We start from the raw sequence: 13,801 nt of genomic DNA on the forward strand, positions 1-13,801 counted from the left end.
GATTGGCGGATACCTATGCTGTATGTATAACAAAAAGTTTAATGTATTTCACAGAAGATATTTTATGTTAAATAATTAAAAGGTTCTTATAGTGAATAGCTAAAGTGTCGAGTCTACAAAGTATGGCTTATATAGGTATTAAAAAAAGCCCAAATACTAAGATTCAGACTTTTTAAACTTTTTACTAAGAACTAATCGCTTCTAGAATTTGAGCATTCTGTATATTTCTATCAGGGCTTGTGATACCTAATTCTTCAGCTGTAATAGGGATAACTCCCCAATCTTCCAGAACTGTATCAATAATCTCATTATGATTTTTAACCATGATATAGCATTTAGGTTTTTGATTTTTATGTGTTTCTGGCCAAGACCTATTTAGCTCAAAGATTACTCTTCGAATATTCATGTCATTTAAGGAATAGCCCATGAATAAAACACTATGACTCAATAGATCAGATTTAAATTTAATATCAAGTGGATCTTCAAACTTCATTCTTCTGTAATAGCTACTCTCATTTAAAATAATACTATTATCATCTGAAAAATCTCCATGAAATTTTACAATCTGTGGAACATTCTTTTTTGTATTACTTATATGAGAAATATGAGAAATTTTAGTATAAGGTTGTGAATATAGATCAAAAGCTTTCTCAATCCATTGATCGTAGTTTGTAGTATAAATTAATTGAAATTTTTTCTCTGCCAAAAGCTTATGAAAGTCTGAATCGCTAAGCTTTCTCATAAATTCCGGAGTATGCCATTTTTGATCAAGCTTACTTCTAAGGCTACCAAAGCTTTTATAACTTTTGATATAGTAAAATTCAGCTAGTAATAATGCATTATCATCAGCTAAAGTCTTAAAAACCTTTGGGTCATAATCACATTCCTCTGCAATCAGATTAATGAGATCACTCCAGTTAGGTAGATTCAGAATTGTAGACACCCCAGCTCCGAGGAATAACATTAATTTTTCATCTTTATAAGCTTTTTTCAGGGTAGATAAATGTGAAAATTTACTCATTTTAAAGACTCTATAAATTGTTTAAATTGATCAAATGCATGCTTTCTCATAGAGATTTCTAATTTTTCACTTCCTAACTCAGCATAAGTTTTATTGTAACCATCTGGAATAAAAACACAGTCCCATTGAAAATCACGATTACCCATAGGTTCTTCTGCTACAGTACCTTGACTTTCCCCTATAAAATAATAGTTCTTTCTACCGTCACAAAAGCCAATCGAAGTTTTAGCTGTAATTTTAGTACCCTTAAATAAGTCACAAAATTTATCTGCCTGTATCGTTTCCCAAAAAATTTCTGTTAATCCTCCTGGAAAGTCATTTAGTGCTTCTAAATACAAGCTAGCATGTTCAACTAATACTGGCTCCTTAAATTTAGCAAATGCTTTCCCCAATTTATCTTTTAATAAAACCTGTTCATCAAATGTTTGTAATTCCTCAATTTTTGTCTTTCTTGATTCAAAAACAACGCCAGTCCCTGCCATATAGTGATCTAGTTCCTTTAACTTGAACTCATTACCTGTTGTGACTATGATTTTCATTAAATTATATCCTTAATAAATACCTGAATCGCGGATAAGAAATTGACTTGAAAAAGAGAAGGACTAGAGCCATCAGTTGAGTTACCACACCAAACTTAAAGCTCTAGTCCTTATGATTGATAGTACCCAATTATTCTGCATAATTGATGATTTCTTTCTTAAATTTGAATCAATCTATTGGAATTTCTTAAAGCAGAACTTTCGATGCTCAAGAGTTCGCCCTGCTCAGCTCAGTATTTCTGAAATTACCTTTATTGCAATTTGGTATAAGTGCTCTCATTTCAATAATTTCAAAGCATTCTTTACAGCTTTAAAATATAACAATAGCCATCTATTTAAACATCTACCATGTTATCAACGCATGATTCATCTGATGAATACACATCAACTGGCTTTACATGCCCTACATTTTGCTTTGATGAAAGATCAGCAAAGCAATTATTTATGGATTGATTCAACCATATTACCTGTCTGTAAAAATCAGCGAATACAACGTCATAAGTCTTTATCGGCTATTGCAACACGTGGAAAAAGCTCAATGGGTTGGTTCTTTGGCTGTAAGCTGCATTTGCTGATGAATCAATCAGGTGGAATAGTAAATACGGTTTTATCCAATGGACATACAGCAGATATCAAAATGGTGGAGCAACTAGTCAAAGGAATGACTGCAAAATTGTATGCTGATCGCGGCTATATTAGTCATGAGCTTAAGAGCAGGCTTAAAGATCAAGATATTGATTTAATTACTTATCACCGAAAGAACATGAAATCTATACAGTTATTAAAAGCAGATGAATACCATCTAAAACAACGCAATAAAATAGAAACTTTATTCAGTTTGCTGAAAGGGACGTACAATCTAGTGACAACTAGAGCAAGAAGTGTTGCAGGCTATTTAGCTGGTATTTATGCATCTTTATGTGCTTATCAAATATGTCATCAAAATAAACCGATGATTCGTATTATGGAAATATCGGCTTAAGCAGGATTCGGGTTAATAAATGAATATTTTTTTTGAAGAGTAAATTGATTTAAAATAAAGGATAAGTCTTGTGTTTCATATAAAAACACTCTGTAGTCGTCTACAAGACTTAATTTATGTATCGCTGGATTATCAGAGCATAAAATAAATGGGACATTATGTTCCATAAACTTATGAAACGTATAGGCATCATCTTCTTTTATTGAGTTAGTACGTCTATTAGAAATAGGGCAAACTTCAACAGCAATATCTCTAGTTCGAAGTAAATCCATAGTATCTATACAGTTCATCGCAGCAGTACCATGCCCAATTCGATCAGCACCAAATTGATTAATAGCTACTAAAATATTATTTATATTCCCAGTTTCACCTGCATGAATTGTGATACCTAAATTCAAATCATGCTTAGCCTTATTAAACCAATATGCTAAATCATCTGGAACGGGGGATATCTTCGTTTCCGGCTAAATCCAACCCAACTATATTCTTTGGATTTCCAATATTTTTAATTGCAGATAAAATATTTTTTAAATCTTCTGAGGATCTTGAAGATCTTCTAATAGTTATGATTAAGCCAAAGTGAATTCCTGTTATTCTAGAGGCTGAATTTAATGCCCCTAACAGCCATAAGATAGCTGATTCTAAAGAAATAGAATTAAGTTTCGCTATATAAAAAATAGTATTTCTTATCTCAACAAATTAGATATTCGCCAATTGAAAACTACGGAAAGTTTCTAAAACTATAAGGTTTAAATCTTCTTTTGATTTTGGTAAAAGATTTAAAACTTCCCACGGCTTTAAATAATCAGACAAATGATTTTGAGGTTCTAAAATATTTAAATTTTTATCTAAATCAAAAGAGCTAGGAATAATAGTTAAATCTTTCTCTAAAATATTTTTAACTAAATCAGTTGGTATTGCCCCATTAAGATGAACATGCAAATCTCCTTTAGGTATACTCTGAAGAATATTTTCTTCTTTAATATCTAGCATGATGGACATCTATGAACGACCAATTACTTAAACACATGAATTATATAGCAAATAATAAAATTTTGTATTTAAACTAAAGTATACCTAAAAGTTCTCTTCTATAAATTTTATATTCTTCTATCCTATCTATTCTCTTTATTTCATTTTTTATACTAAAAACACGTTTAAATCGTTAGAGATGTTAAGTTTTCCTACAATTAACATAATGCATGCCATACGAAATTCTCAAAATAATTTAACTTAAATCAATACCTTATATTGTTAATTAAAGCCCAATCAAACCCGATTGGGCTTTTTTATGGACTTTTCACATTCCACGACTATTTTCCAATCAATGTTCCTCATCTTTCATTGAACAAAATACAGAATATTTTTCAATCATTTTTTAACAACAACGCCGAATAATCCTCAAAACAATCTGGATGTTGTAATTCAAAATCCATCTGCTGCATGTTGGAAGCATAAATTCGCTTACCAGACACCACATCACTTTCCAAAACTAAAACTGGCAGCTCCAACTGCTGCTGAAACCACTGAATAATTTCATGTAAAGGAATGGGTTGATTATTCGTGACAATATAAGAACTTTTAGGATGTTCCACGTGAATCAAATGCGCCAAAAAGCGGGCTAAATCTTCAATATGAATACGATTACTATAATGAATATTCGGATATGTCGACGTCTGCTGCGCCAACTTCACCATACGTGCAACAGAAGCTCCGTAAATGCCTGTTGGGCGAATAATAATACTTTGCTCAGGATACGCAGCCTGCCATAACAATTCCATCTGCCTTAGAATCTCGCCTTGTGCATCAATTGGCTTAGGCACACTCGCATCATCAACACGCTCCCCTACTTGTTCACCATAAACTCGGGTTGAAGACACTACGATGACTTTTTTGACAGGATGAGCTTGTAAGGCCTTCTGCATCGCAGGAATGGCATCCACAAAAGTCGCTTGATAGCCTTCAGGCGTGCTCGATGTGGGAGATAACAAGACATAGACGATATCGACAGGAGTAATTTGACTCAAATCAAGTTGATGAATATCTTGAATTAAATGTGTAGCAAAATCTTGTGGTTTGGCAGTACGGCTTATTGTGGTAATTTGGTGGCCTTGTTGAAATAATTGTTTAGCAACCCGTTGAGATGTTTTACCATAACCTATAAATAAAATATGCATTTAGCACCTAATGAGCACTTTAGTTGAGGGGACATGGCCGCAGTCCAACAATTGCAAGGGGTTGGAAGTGCCTCTGCTGCATTACTTGAAAAACTGAATATTTTCACCACGGATGATTTATTGTTTCATCTGCCGCGGGATTATGAAGATCGTAGCACGATCATCCCCATGAACCAATTGGAGGTTGGGCGTAGCTATCTGCTTGAGGGTACGGTGAAATCAGTGGACTTTCCTCCGGGAAAGCGTAAATCCATGGCCATTTTACTGGATGATGAGCTCGGTAAAGTCACGCTACGCTTTTATCACCTATATAAAGCCCTGACTGATCGCGGCAAGGTGGGCAACCGTTTACGGGTTTTTGGTGAAGTCCGTGTCGGTGCTCGTGGCTTGGAAATGTATCATCCTGAAATTCAGTTAATTAGCGAACATACGCCATTGCCACAAACCCAGCTCACGGCGATTTACCCTGCGACTGAAGGACTCACTCAAACCAAACTACGTGAATATGTCAAACATGCCTTAAAACAGCACAGTGATGACCTACCAGAACTCCTGCCACAGAAATTCACCAATGGCTATGCCTTGAAACAAGCCCTGTATTACATCCATGAACCTCCATTGGATGCCAACATGTTGCAGTTGAGTCAAGGTTCACATCCTGCGCAGCAACGCCTGATTTTTGAGGAATTGGTGGCTCATCAAGTCAGCCTGCTGACCCGCCGCGCCTATATTCAACAAATTGCAGCCCCGTCATTTACGCACAGTAAAAACTTTGCCAAACAATTGCTGGCTGCGTTGCCTTTTCAAATGACCGCAGCACAGAAGCGCGTGTCTAAAGAAATCTCCGATGATTTAAAGCAACACAAGCCAATGCTACGTCTGGTACAAGGTGATGTCGGGGCAGGTAAAACGCTCGTGGCAGCACTTGCTGCTTGTCATGCCTTAGAAGAAGGTTGGCAAGTTGCCCTCATGGCACCGACTGAAATTTTGGCGGAACAGCATTATTTGAATTTTAAACGCTGGTTTGAGCCTCTAGGCTTAAATGTGGCATGGCTATCAGGCAAACAAAAGGGCAAAGCGCGTGCCTTAGCAGAACAACAAATCCAACAAGGCTCAGCTCAACTGGTGATTGGTACGCATGCGTTATTCCAAGATAGTGTTGCCTTTCATAAGTTGGGTTTGGTCATTATTGATGAACAGCATCGCTTTGGGGTCGATCAGCGTTTGGCACTTCGCAATAAAGGCGCACAGCAAACCACACCCCATCAACTGGTGATGACCGCAACCCCTATTCCGCGTACTCTCGCGATGTCCGCATATGGGGACTTAGATACCTCAGTGATTGATGAATTGCCACCAGGTCGAACCCCGATTCAAACGGTGACTATTCCTTTGGACCGTCGTGAAGAAGTCTTACAACGGATTGCCAGTAATTGCGCCGAAGGCAAACAAGCCTATTGGGTTTGCACATTGGTCGAACAGTCGGAAACTTTAGATGCTCAAGCCGCAGAAGCCACCTATGCCGAAATCAAGCAACGTTTCCCAACACTCAATATCGGACTGGTGCATGGCAAAATGAAAGCCGATGAGAAGCAAGCCGTCATGCAACAGTTCAAGGATAACGAACTACAACTGCTCATTGCGACCACGGTAATTGAAGTCGGCGTGGATGTGCCGAATGCCTCTATTATGGTCATTGAAAATGCCGAGCGTCTGGGCTTATCACAACTGCATCAGTTACGTGGTCGTGTTGGACGTGGTGCAAAGGCAAGTTTTTGTGCCCTACTCTATAAGAATCCACTATCACAAAATGGACAAGAACGCTTACGCATCATGCGTGAAACCAATGATGGCTTCATCATTGCAGAGAAAGATTTAGAGATTCGCGGCCCTGGGGAGTTACTCGGCACTAAACAAACGGGAGATATGGGCTTTCGCGTTGCCAAATTAGAACGGGATGATCATTTGCTCAATCAGGCGCATTATGTGGCACAACAAATCCTGAAAGACTATCCAACTCAGGCCGATGCCTTACTCAAACGCTGGCTACCTGAAGCCCCGCGCTATGCTTATGTTTAAACCTTTTTTATCTAGCGCTCAGCAATGGCTGCATTCAGTACTACCATGTCAGTTTTGTGGACTTGAGCGTGGTCGTCATGCAAGCCTCTGTCAAGATTGCTGGAACCATTTACCTTGGTTCAAACAATCTGTGCAACGTCAAGAAATTGAGGTTCAAGTCGCCTGCCATTATGCCTATCCCATTGATCGTGTGATTCAGCAATTTAAATATGAGCAACAACTACATTTTCAAATTTTGCTGACTGGACTGCTCAAACAACTGGACTATCGTCAAATTCAAGCCATCGTTCCCATGCCAATTTCTACTCAACGTTTGGCCGAACGAGGTTATAACCAAAGTGTCATTCTGGCACAGCGTTTGAGTCAGCAGTTAAATATTCCAGTTTGGCAACCTATTCAACGGCAACATCAGCATTCGCAGAAAGGCTTAAGCCGTTTAGAACGACTGGATAGCATAGAACAGCAATTTAAAATCGCCCCAACAAACACTCTGCGTTATCGTCGCGTGTTAATGCTCGATGATGTGGTGACAACAGGCAGCTCACTTAAAGCATTGCAGCAAGCTCTAAATGAACTGGGCTGCCGAAAAATTGAAGCCACCTGTATTGCAGCAGCTCAGGTTTAATCATAGAAGTATTGATTCAATCCATTTGAAAAAGCTAGGCCTGTATCTTTAAATACTGACGCACCCATGGCAATACGATTTCTCGAGTCAATGGTGCTAAAGGCGTGCTCTGATCATCCAGCTCAATCCACTTAAGTTCGGCAATTTCTGCTGCAATTTGTGGCGAGCTATCTAGCTCCACTTGAAATACATGACTCACCAATAGATGATCAGGCTCATTGGCCGCAGCGATTTCAAAACGTCCAACGTACTGAATAATTTTCGCCTGACAGCCAATTTCTTCCTCGATTTCACGCAAGATACAATGTTCAGGTGCTTCATCTGGTTCTAGCTTGCCACCCACCTGCATAAAAAAACGAGTGTTGTGCTTACGCACCAATAACAACTGCTGTTGTGCATTTAACACAATACCCGCAGCGACAGTAATTTGTTTCATTAGGCGTGTTTCACCAAGTCTTGCTGCTCGGTCATGCCCCATTTCGGGGTAGGTGCAGTAAATACATCAAACTGCTGTAGAATCGCTTCAACCGAGTTTTCAGCAATTAAGGTCTCTGTGAAACGTGAATGCGTAAAGCCTTTTTCAGTCGTTAAGTTGATGAATTTAATCAGGTCATCATAAAAGCCTTCAACATTTAAAAAAGCGCATGGTTTTAAATGAATGCCCAATTGTGCCCAAGTCCACTGTTCAAAAATTTCTTCCAAAGTTCCCGCACCACCTGGCAGTGCAATAAAGGCATCTGAAAGTTCAGACATTTGGGTTTTACGTTCATGCATGTTTTTTACCACATGCAGCTCAGTCAAATCAGGATGAGCCAACTCACGATCGACCAATGCATGTGGAATCACTCCAATCACTCGCCCACCTGCTTGTAAGGCACTATCTGCAATCACGCCCATTAAACCAGAGCGCCCACCACCATAGACCAGTGTTTTACCTTGTTGTGCTAACGTTTGCCCAACATGACGTGCTGTATCTAAGAAAATGGTGTCTGTACCAACCGCTGAACCACAAAAAACCGCAATAGAATGTGTCATTATTTCACCATGTTATGATCTTGTCATACCGCGAAAGTAAAGTAGATAGAGATTTTTTCATAAATTAGCAATTCAATCAGTGTTTTTCATGAAATCCTTGTCTAAAATACACCCATCGATTTAACCCCATACTGCGTAAGGGAGAAAAGACATCTATGCTTGAAGCCTTTTACGCCACAGAGCGCGGTAGTTTAGAAGACGCCACCATTAATGGCGGTTTTGATTTACATCCAGAACTAGTCTGGGTCGACCTGATTGCACCTTCACAAGAAGAACAGCAATGGGTTTTAGATGCCTATGATCAAAATCTACCAACACTAAAATCGTTGGAAGACATCTCTTCATCTGCCCGATTCTACCGTGATGATGATGGTATTTTGCATATCAGCACGTATTTTTTAACGAAAAATAAAAATTATCAGGTGGATGGTGAAGCGGATGATAATTCCAGTATTTTAGCTACAGTACAAACCGTCGCTTTTATTTTGCATAAAGAGCGCTTGTTTACTCTACGTGGTGAAAAACTGGTGGCTTTCCGTGCCTTTCGCGCACGCGCACGTCGCAATGATTACGAAATTGACTATAAAGACCCGACTTGGGTACTTTTAGGTTTACTGGAAGCCAAACTGGATGAGCTTGCGGATATCTTGGAAGATATCCACAAGGACTTGGAAAAATACTCCACAGAAGTGCTGAATAACCGTCATCGTGAACAAATTCTCGACCTCGATGACATGATTACGCGTCTGGCACAGTTAGAAGATATGTTAGGTAAGGCACAACTCTGTTTGATTGACTTACGTCGTGTACTGACCTTCTTATCCCGTCCGCGTGCCCTAGGCAGTCATATCTATGATGCAGACATTCGAGAGTTGAGTGAAGATGTACGCTCACTGGTCGAACATGATGCCTTCTTGTTCCAGAAAGTGCGCTTCTTGCTAGATACGACATCAGGATTCATTAACACCGAGCAGAATGATACCATTCGTCGCTTCTCGATTTTACCCAGTATGCTTGCACCCCCAATGTTAGTGGCAAGTATCTACGGCATGAATACGGATGTTTTACCCTTTGCCCACGGCACCACCAGCTTTATCGCCGTTAGTATGATTATTGTCGGCTTCTTTATTGGGCCACTGATTTATTTCCGCTGGAAAAAATGGATCTGAACATTCTTTTTTGCATGGTGTGATCCGCGAAGTACAACAGAACACGTTCTTTTTGAGCATAAGATTCAACATAAAAAAAGCACCGCAATTGCGGTGCTTTTTCTTTTAGATCAAATGCAGATCATCTTGCAGATGACAAGCCTGAATAATCTTCATCATTTTGTCAGGCACAGCCTTAAAGTGTAAACCTTGTGCTTGAGGCGTTTGGCGCAACCAACGTACCAGTACCGCTAATGCCAAGGTACTTCCCTGTTGCAACTGTGCTAGGTTCACTACCATAGACAACTGTTGTTTCTGAATCAATGCCAGACCCTGCTGATAGTATTGTTCAGCATTGTCATAGTCGATTTTTCCAGTGACTTGCAATTCCTGATTGACGAGACTAATCACCATTCACCTATCTTATTTTTTCTTTACAGCTGCGTCAGCATCTGGTTCAAAGTTAGCAATCGCTTTATCCAGATTACCACCATTACGTTTCACAGTCGCCGCAAACTGGTTACGGAATTGCAAACCTAAATCAATACCAGAAACGTTGATGTTACGAATCTTCCATTGGCTACCTTTATCCGCCAACTGGAACGATACAGGAATCTTTTCACCGTTGTTATTAAAGTCAATGGTCACTACAGGATTAGCACTGCCTGTTGCTTTATAAGGGCGCATGCTATACGTCTGGTTGCTAAACTTGGCAAAAGCTGTACCGTAGTTTTCAATCAATGTTTCACGGAAGTTCTTTTCAAACTGTGCACGCTGTGCTGCAGTGCTGTACTGATTGGTTGCATAAGTACCCATGACAATACGAGTGAACGCTTGTGAATCTACATACGGGTCTAAGTTTTGACGTACAATGGCTTTAACCGCTGCTGGGTTATTTTGCAATTTTGCATGGTCTGCTTTTAAGCGACCAATTAAACCATCCGCCACACGCTTAATAAATGCAGGAGGAGCTTCAGCTGGCGCAGCAAATGCAGTACCTGCAATCATGGTTGATAAAATGCTTGCCGTTAATGTTTGTTTCAACAACATATTCACTTCTAAGTTCCTCTTTCAATTATTCAACAAATGCTGGTTCAGCATCTGTTTTTTCAGTTGGTGCCTCAGCTTCTGCCGATGGAGTCGATGACTTACCTGCACCTGCTGTAATAAATTTACTAATCAAATCTTCTAAATCCATCGTACCCTGAGTGTTAGCGATTGATGCACCACGCTTGATATAATTCAAGCCACCACCTGGAACAACTTTCAAATACTTCTCACCCAACAAGCCATTGGTTGCTACCATTATGTAAGCATCTTCATCAATACTGGTGATGGATTTCATGTTCGCAATAAGTTGCTGTTCCATTTCTTTTTGTTTCGCTGGTGTAGCTTCGGTATATTCTGTGCTATAGCGCAACTCATCCAACGCGTTGTTTTCAACCGTTTTCAACTGTTCTGCATTGAAAGACGTTAGCTTGCCATCCAACTCAAAATGCACCGTTGCCAAACGCGTTACGGGATCTAGAGTAATATCTGTAACACGACCAATCGTGACACCACTCATCGTAACTTTGGCACGAGGCTTCAAGCCATTTACGTTATCAAATTGTGCCGTCATGCTATAGGCATCACGTAAGTTAGTGCCGACTAAGCCACTCACTTTCATTGCCAAGAAAAACAATGCAACACCGAAGACAATCACAAATAATCCTACGGCCAGCTCACTTGCACGTGATTTCATTAAACCCCTCCGAACATGACCGCAGTCAACACAAAATCAAAACCTAATACACAAAGCGATGAATACACCACGGTACGCGTTGTGGATGTTGCAATGCCTTCAGATGTCGGTACACAAGCATAGCCTTGGTAAACCGCAATCCAAGTACATAAAATGGCAAAAACAATACTCTTAATAATCGTGCCATTAAAGATATCTTTATAGAATTGCACATTACTTTGCATACCACTCCAGAAAGAACCTTCATCTACGCCCAGAAAATCTACGCCGACCATTTTACCGCCAATAATACCAATCGCAGCAAACACCACACTCAACATCGGCAAACTTACAATACCCGCCCACAAACGTGGTGAAACAATACGTTTTAATGGATCAACCCCGATCATCTCCATACTGGACAATTGTTCGGTGGCTTTCATTAATCCAATTTCTGCAGTCAATGCAGAACCTGCACGCCCAGCAAATAATAATGCGGCAACCACAGGAGCCAATTCACGTAACAGAGTTAACGACACCATGGTGCCCAACATAGCTTCTGAACCAATGTTGACCAAAATGGAATAGCCTTGTAAGCCTAAAACCAAACCAATGAACAAACCTGACACCGAAATAATCAGTAAGGACATCACCCCGACACGATACATTTGGTAAACAAACAGTTTGACCCCTAACCATGTCGGCATTGAGCATAGAATTTGTAACAACATAATGGTTGCAACACCGACACCCTGAACACTCTGAATAACGCGTCTACCTAATGAGGCAATAGCATTCATGCACGAACCTCGCCCGCCAAATACGCTTGATGACTAAACTGATATTCTACAGGCCCTTCAGCCGCACCTGTCAGGAACTGTCGCACAAATGGTGATGCATTCGCCTGTAATTCAGCAGGCGTACCTTCACCTTGCACTTTCCCCTCCGCAACCACATAAATATAATCTGCAATCGAAAGCGTTTCTGCTACATCATGCGATACAATAATCGTGGTCAACTCTAGTGCTTCACGTAGAGAACGGATTAGTCGAGTCAGTACACCTTTAACAATCGGATCCTGACCTGCAAAAGGTTCATCATACATAATCAATTCTGGATCTAATGCAATTGCACGTGCCAAAGCCACACGTCGGTTCATCCCCCCTGAAAGTTCAGAAGGCATGAGCTGCTCTGTGCCACGCAGGCCAACCGATTCCAGCTTTAATGCGACCAATTCTGCAATTAAATGCTCAGGTAATTGGGTATGCGCACGCAATGGAAATGCAACATTTTCATAAACGCTCATATCGGTAAATAAAGCACCGCTTTGGAACAGCATGCCCATACGTGCTCGTGCCGCAAACAACTCATGTCGCGACATCTGACCAATATCTTTACCGTCAAGTAGCACTTGCCCATGATCTGGGGTTAACTGCCCCCCAATTAAACGCAACAGTGTCGTTTTACCTGTTCCAGATGGCCCCATAATGGCGGTAATTTGACCACGTCGAATCTTCAGACTGACTTGGTCATAAATGATTCGTTCCCCTCGCTTAAAACTCAGTTCTTTGACTTCAATCAAAGCTGAATTTTCAAGGGGTGCTTGATTATTCATAGCGGAGAAAGTTCCTGCAATTTTTCAGCACGCATACTATAAAGGATTGAACTATAAAATGTTACCTAGTTACGTCGGGTAAACTGTGTGCAATTTGTTTTTTGATTCTGTCATTTTAATTATACGAACCAAGGTGCACAGCATAGAAATTAGAACGCTGTGTTATATAAATTGAGCGTAAAAGAAAAAGATCAAATTGCTCAGCAAAAGAATAAAACCAAGATAAGGCATAATGACCTCTTTTAACGAATACCCTAACAGAGGTTGTTCTTCTATATTGTTGTTCATATTTGTCATATTTCAACATAAATTTGACTTAGTATACATTTTTTAAACAATAAACAAAATCTTTAAACATAAAAAAACCAGCGCTTTTGCGCTGGTTTCTTAGAAGGGATGATTTAGTCATTAAACTTGCGACGACGGTCACCGCCTTCACGACGTGGACGATCCTCACCACCGAATGAACGCTTAGGACGATCTTCGCCACCAAATGAACGCTGTGGACGATCTTCACCACCGAATGAACGCTTAGGACGATCTTCACCACCAAATGAACGCTGTGGACGGTCACCAAAACCACCTTCACGACGCGGTGGACGATCACCGAAATCACGTTTAGGACGGTCACCAAAAGAACCTTCACGACGCGGTTTGTAATCTACACGGTTCCCACGGTTGTCATCATTCGAGTCAAAACGCGGCTTATCATTGAAACCACCTTCACGGCGTGGACGATCGCTGTTAAATTCGCGACGTGGACGGTCTTCAAAACCACCTTCACGGCGTGGACGATCATTATTAAATTCGCGACGTGGACGGTCTTCGAAACCACCTTCACGGCGTGGACGATCATT

General features: G+C 40.2%; 16 protein-coding genes and 1 pseudogene. 4 read left to right on the forward strand and 13 right to left on the reverse strand.

Annotated features, from left to right (window positions below; translation table 11 throughout):
- Positions 1-184: 184 nt before the first annotated feature.
- Both I593_RS16040 and I593_RS16045 read right to left on the reverse strand, forming a co-directional pair.
- On the reverse strand, positions 185-1,021 hold the full coding sequence (locus I593_RS16040) for an SIR2 family protein (RefSeq protein ID WP_016168614.1): 837 nt from the start codon (positions 1,019-1,021) through the stop codon (positions 185-187).
- Complete coding sequence (locus tag I593_RS16045) at positions 1,018-1,560, reverse strand: non-canonical purine NTP pyrophosphatase (protein WP_016168615.1); 543 nt, start codon at positions 1,558-1,560, stop codon at positions 1,018-1,020. The genes I593_RS16040 and I593_RS16045 overlap by 4 nt, the downstream gene beginning before the upstream one ends.
- 112 nt (positions 1,561-1,672) lie before the next feature.
- Here I593_RS16045 and I593_RS16050 point away from each other — a divergent pair, with 112 nt between their 5' ends.
- Positions 1,673-2,542, forward strand: a complete 870-nt coding sequence (locus I593_RS16050; RefSeq protein WP_016168616.1) for an IS982 family transposase — start codon at positions 1,673-1,675, stop codon at positions 2,540-2,542.
- Here I593_RS16050 and I593_RS16055 read toward each other — a convergent pair.
- From I593_RS16055 to I593_RS16065, 3 genes are all read right to left on the reverse strand, one after another.
- Positions 2,539-2,994, reverse strand: a complete 456-nt coding sequence (locus I593_RS16055) for an amidohydrolase family protein (protein ID WP_081401328.1) — start codon at positions 2,992-2,994, stop codon at positions 2,539-2,541. The genes I593_RS16050 and I593_RS16055 overlap by 4 nt on opposite strands.
- A 247-nt stretch (positions 2,995-3,241) precedes the next feature.
- Positions 3,242-3,535 (reverse strand): amidohydrolase family protein, encoded by a 294-nt coding sequence (locus I593_RS16060; protein ID WP_016168618.1) that lies wholly within the window; start codon positions 3,533-3,535, stop codon positions 3,242-3,244.
- A 374-nt stretch (positions 3,536-3,909) separates the two neighbouring features.
- On the reverse strand, positions 3,910-4,719 hold the full coding sequence (locus I593_RS16065; RefSeq protein WP_016168619.1) for an NAD(P)H-binding protein: 810 nt from the start codon (positions 4,717-4,719) through the stop codon (positions 3,910-3,912).
- A 33-nt stretch (positions 4,720-4,752) separates the two neighbouring features.
- Between I593_RS16065 and recG the strand changes: the two genes are divergently transcribed.
- Together recG and I593_RS16075 are read left to right on the forward strand one after the other, a co-directional pair.
- On the forward strand, positions 4,753-6,798 hold the full coding sequence (gene recG / locus I593_RS16070) for an ATP-dependent DNA helicase RecG (protein WP_016168620.1): 2,046 nt from the start codon (positions 4,753-4,755) through the stop codon (positions 6,796-6,798).
- Complete coding sequence (locus tag I593_RS16075) at positions 6,791-7,423, forward strand: ComF family protein (protein WP_016168621.1); 633 nt, start codon at positions 6,791-6,793, stop codon at positions 7,421-7,423. Before recG ends, I593_RS16075 begins: the two co-directional genes overlap by 8 nt.
- A gap of 34 nt (positions 7,424-7,457) precedes the next feature.
- On the opposite strand, the gene I593_RS16080 is transcribed toward I593_RS16075, so the two are convergent.
- Positions 7,458-7,859, reverse strand: a complete 402-nt coding sequence (locus I593_RS16080) for an NUDIX hydrolase (RefSeq protein WP_016168622.1) — start codon at positions 7,857-7,859, stop codon at positions 7,458-7,460.
- Complete coding sequence (locus I593_RS16085) at positions 7,859-8,458, reverse strand: LOG family protein (RefSeq protein WP_016168623.1); 600 nt, start codon at positions 8,456-8,458, stop codon at positions 7,859-7,861. The genes I593_RS16080 and I593_RS16085 overlap by 1 nt, the downstream gene beginning before the upstream one ends.
- 155 nt (positions 8,459-8,613) lie before the next feature.
- Here I593_RS16085 and I593_RS16090 point away from each other — a divergent pair, with 155 nt between their 5' ends.
- Complete coding sequence (locus I593_RS16090; protein WP_016168624.1) at positions 8,614-9,627, forward strand: magnesium and cobalt transport protein CorA; 1,014 nt, start codon at positions 8,614-8,616, stop codon at positions 9,625-9,627.
- A gap of 105 nt (positions 9,628-9,732) precedes the next feature.
- On the opposite strand, the gene I593_RS16095 is transcribed toward I593_RS16090, so the two are convergent.
- From I593_RS16095 to I593_RS20905, 6 genes and pseudogenes are all read right to left on the reverse strand, one after another.
- Entirely contained in the window at positions 9,733-10,020 is a 288-nt protein-coding gene (locus I593_RS16095) for an STAS domain-containing protein (protein WP_016168625.1), read from the reverse strand.
- A 9-nt stretch (positions 10,021-10,029) separates the two neighbouring features.
- Positions 10,030-10,662 carry an MlaC/ttg2D family ABC transporter substrate-binding protein gene (locus I593_RS16100; RefSeq protein ID WP_016168626.1) on the reverse strand — a complete coding sequence of 211 codons (633 nt, stop codon included), beginning with the start codon at positions 10,660-10,662 and terminating at the stop codon, positions 10,030-10,032.
- 19 nt (positions 10,663-10,681) lie between these two features.
- On the reverse strand, positions 10,682-11,350 hold the full coding sequence (mlaD, locus tag I593_RS16105; RefSeq protein WP_016168627.1) for an outer membrane lipid asymmetry maintenance protein MlaD: 669 nt from the start codon (positions 11,348-11,350) through the stop codon (positions 10,682-10,684).
- Complete coding sequence (gene mlaE, locus I593_RS16110) at positions 11,350-12,129, reverse strand: lipid asymmetry maintenance ABC transporter permease subunit MlaE (protein ID WP_016168628.1); 780 nt, start codon at positions 12,127-12,129, stop codon at positions 11,350-11,352. The genes mlaD and mlaE overlap by 1 nt, the downstream gene beginning before the upstream one ends.
- A complete protein-coding gene (locus tag I593_RS16115; RefSeq protein WP_016168629.1) occupies positions 12,126-12,944 on the reverse strand; it encodes an ABC transporter ATP-binding protein in 819 nt (272 codons plus the stop codon). Before I593_RS16115 ends, mlaE begins: the two co-directional genes overlap by 4 nt.
- A gap of 401 nt (positions 12,945-13,345) precedes the next feature.
- Positions 13,346-13,801 (reverse strand): annotated as a pseudogene (locus tag I593_RS20905) (DEAD/DEAH box helicase); the annotation flags it as partial.

It is taken from the genome of Acinetobacter tandoii DSM 14970 = CIP 107469 (assembly GCF_000400735.1).
In the GTDB taxonomy this organism is placed as follows: domain Bacteria; phylum Pseudomonadota; class Gammaproteobacteria; order Pseudomonadales; family Moraxellaceae; genus Acinetobacter; species Acinetobacter tandoii.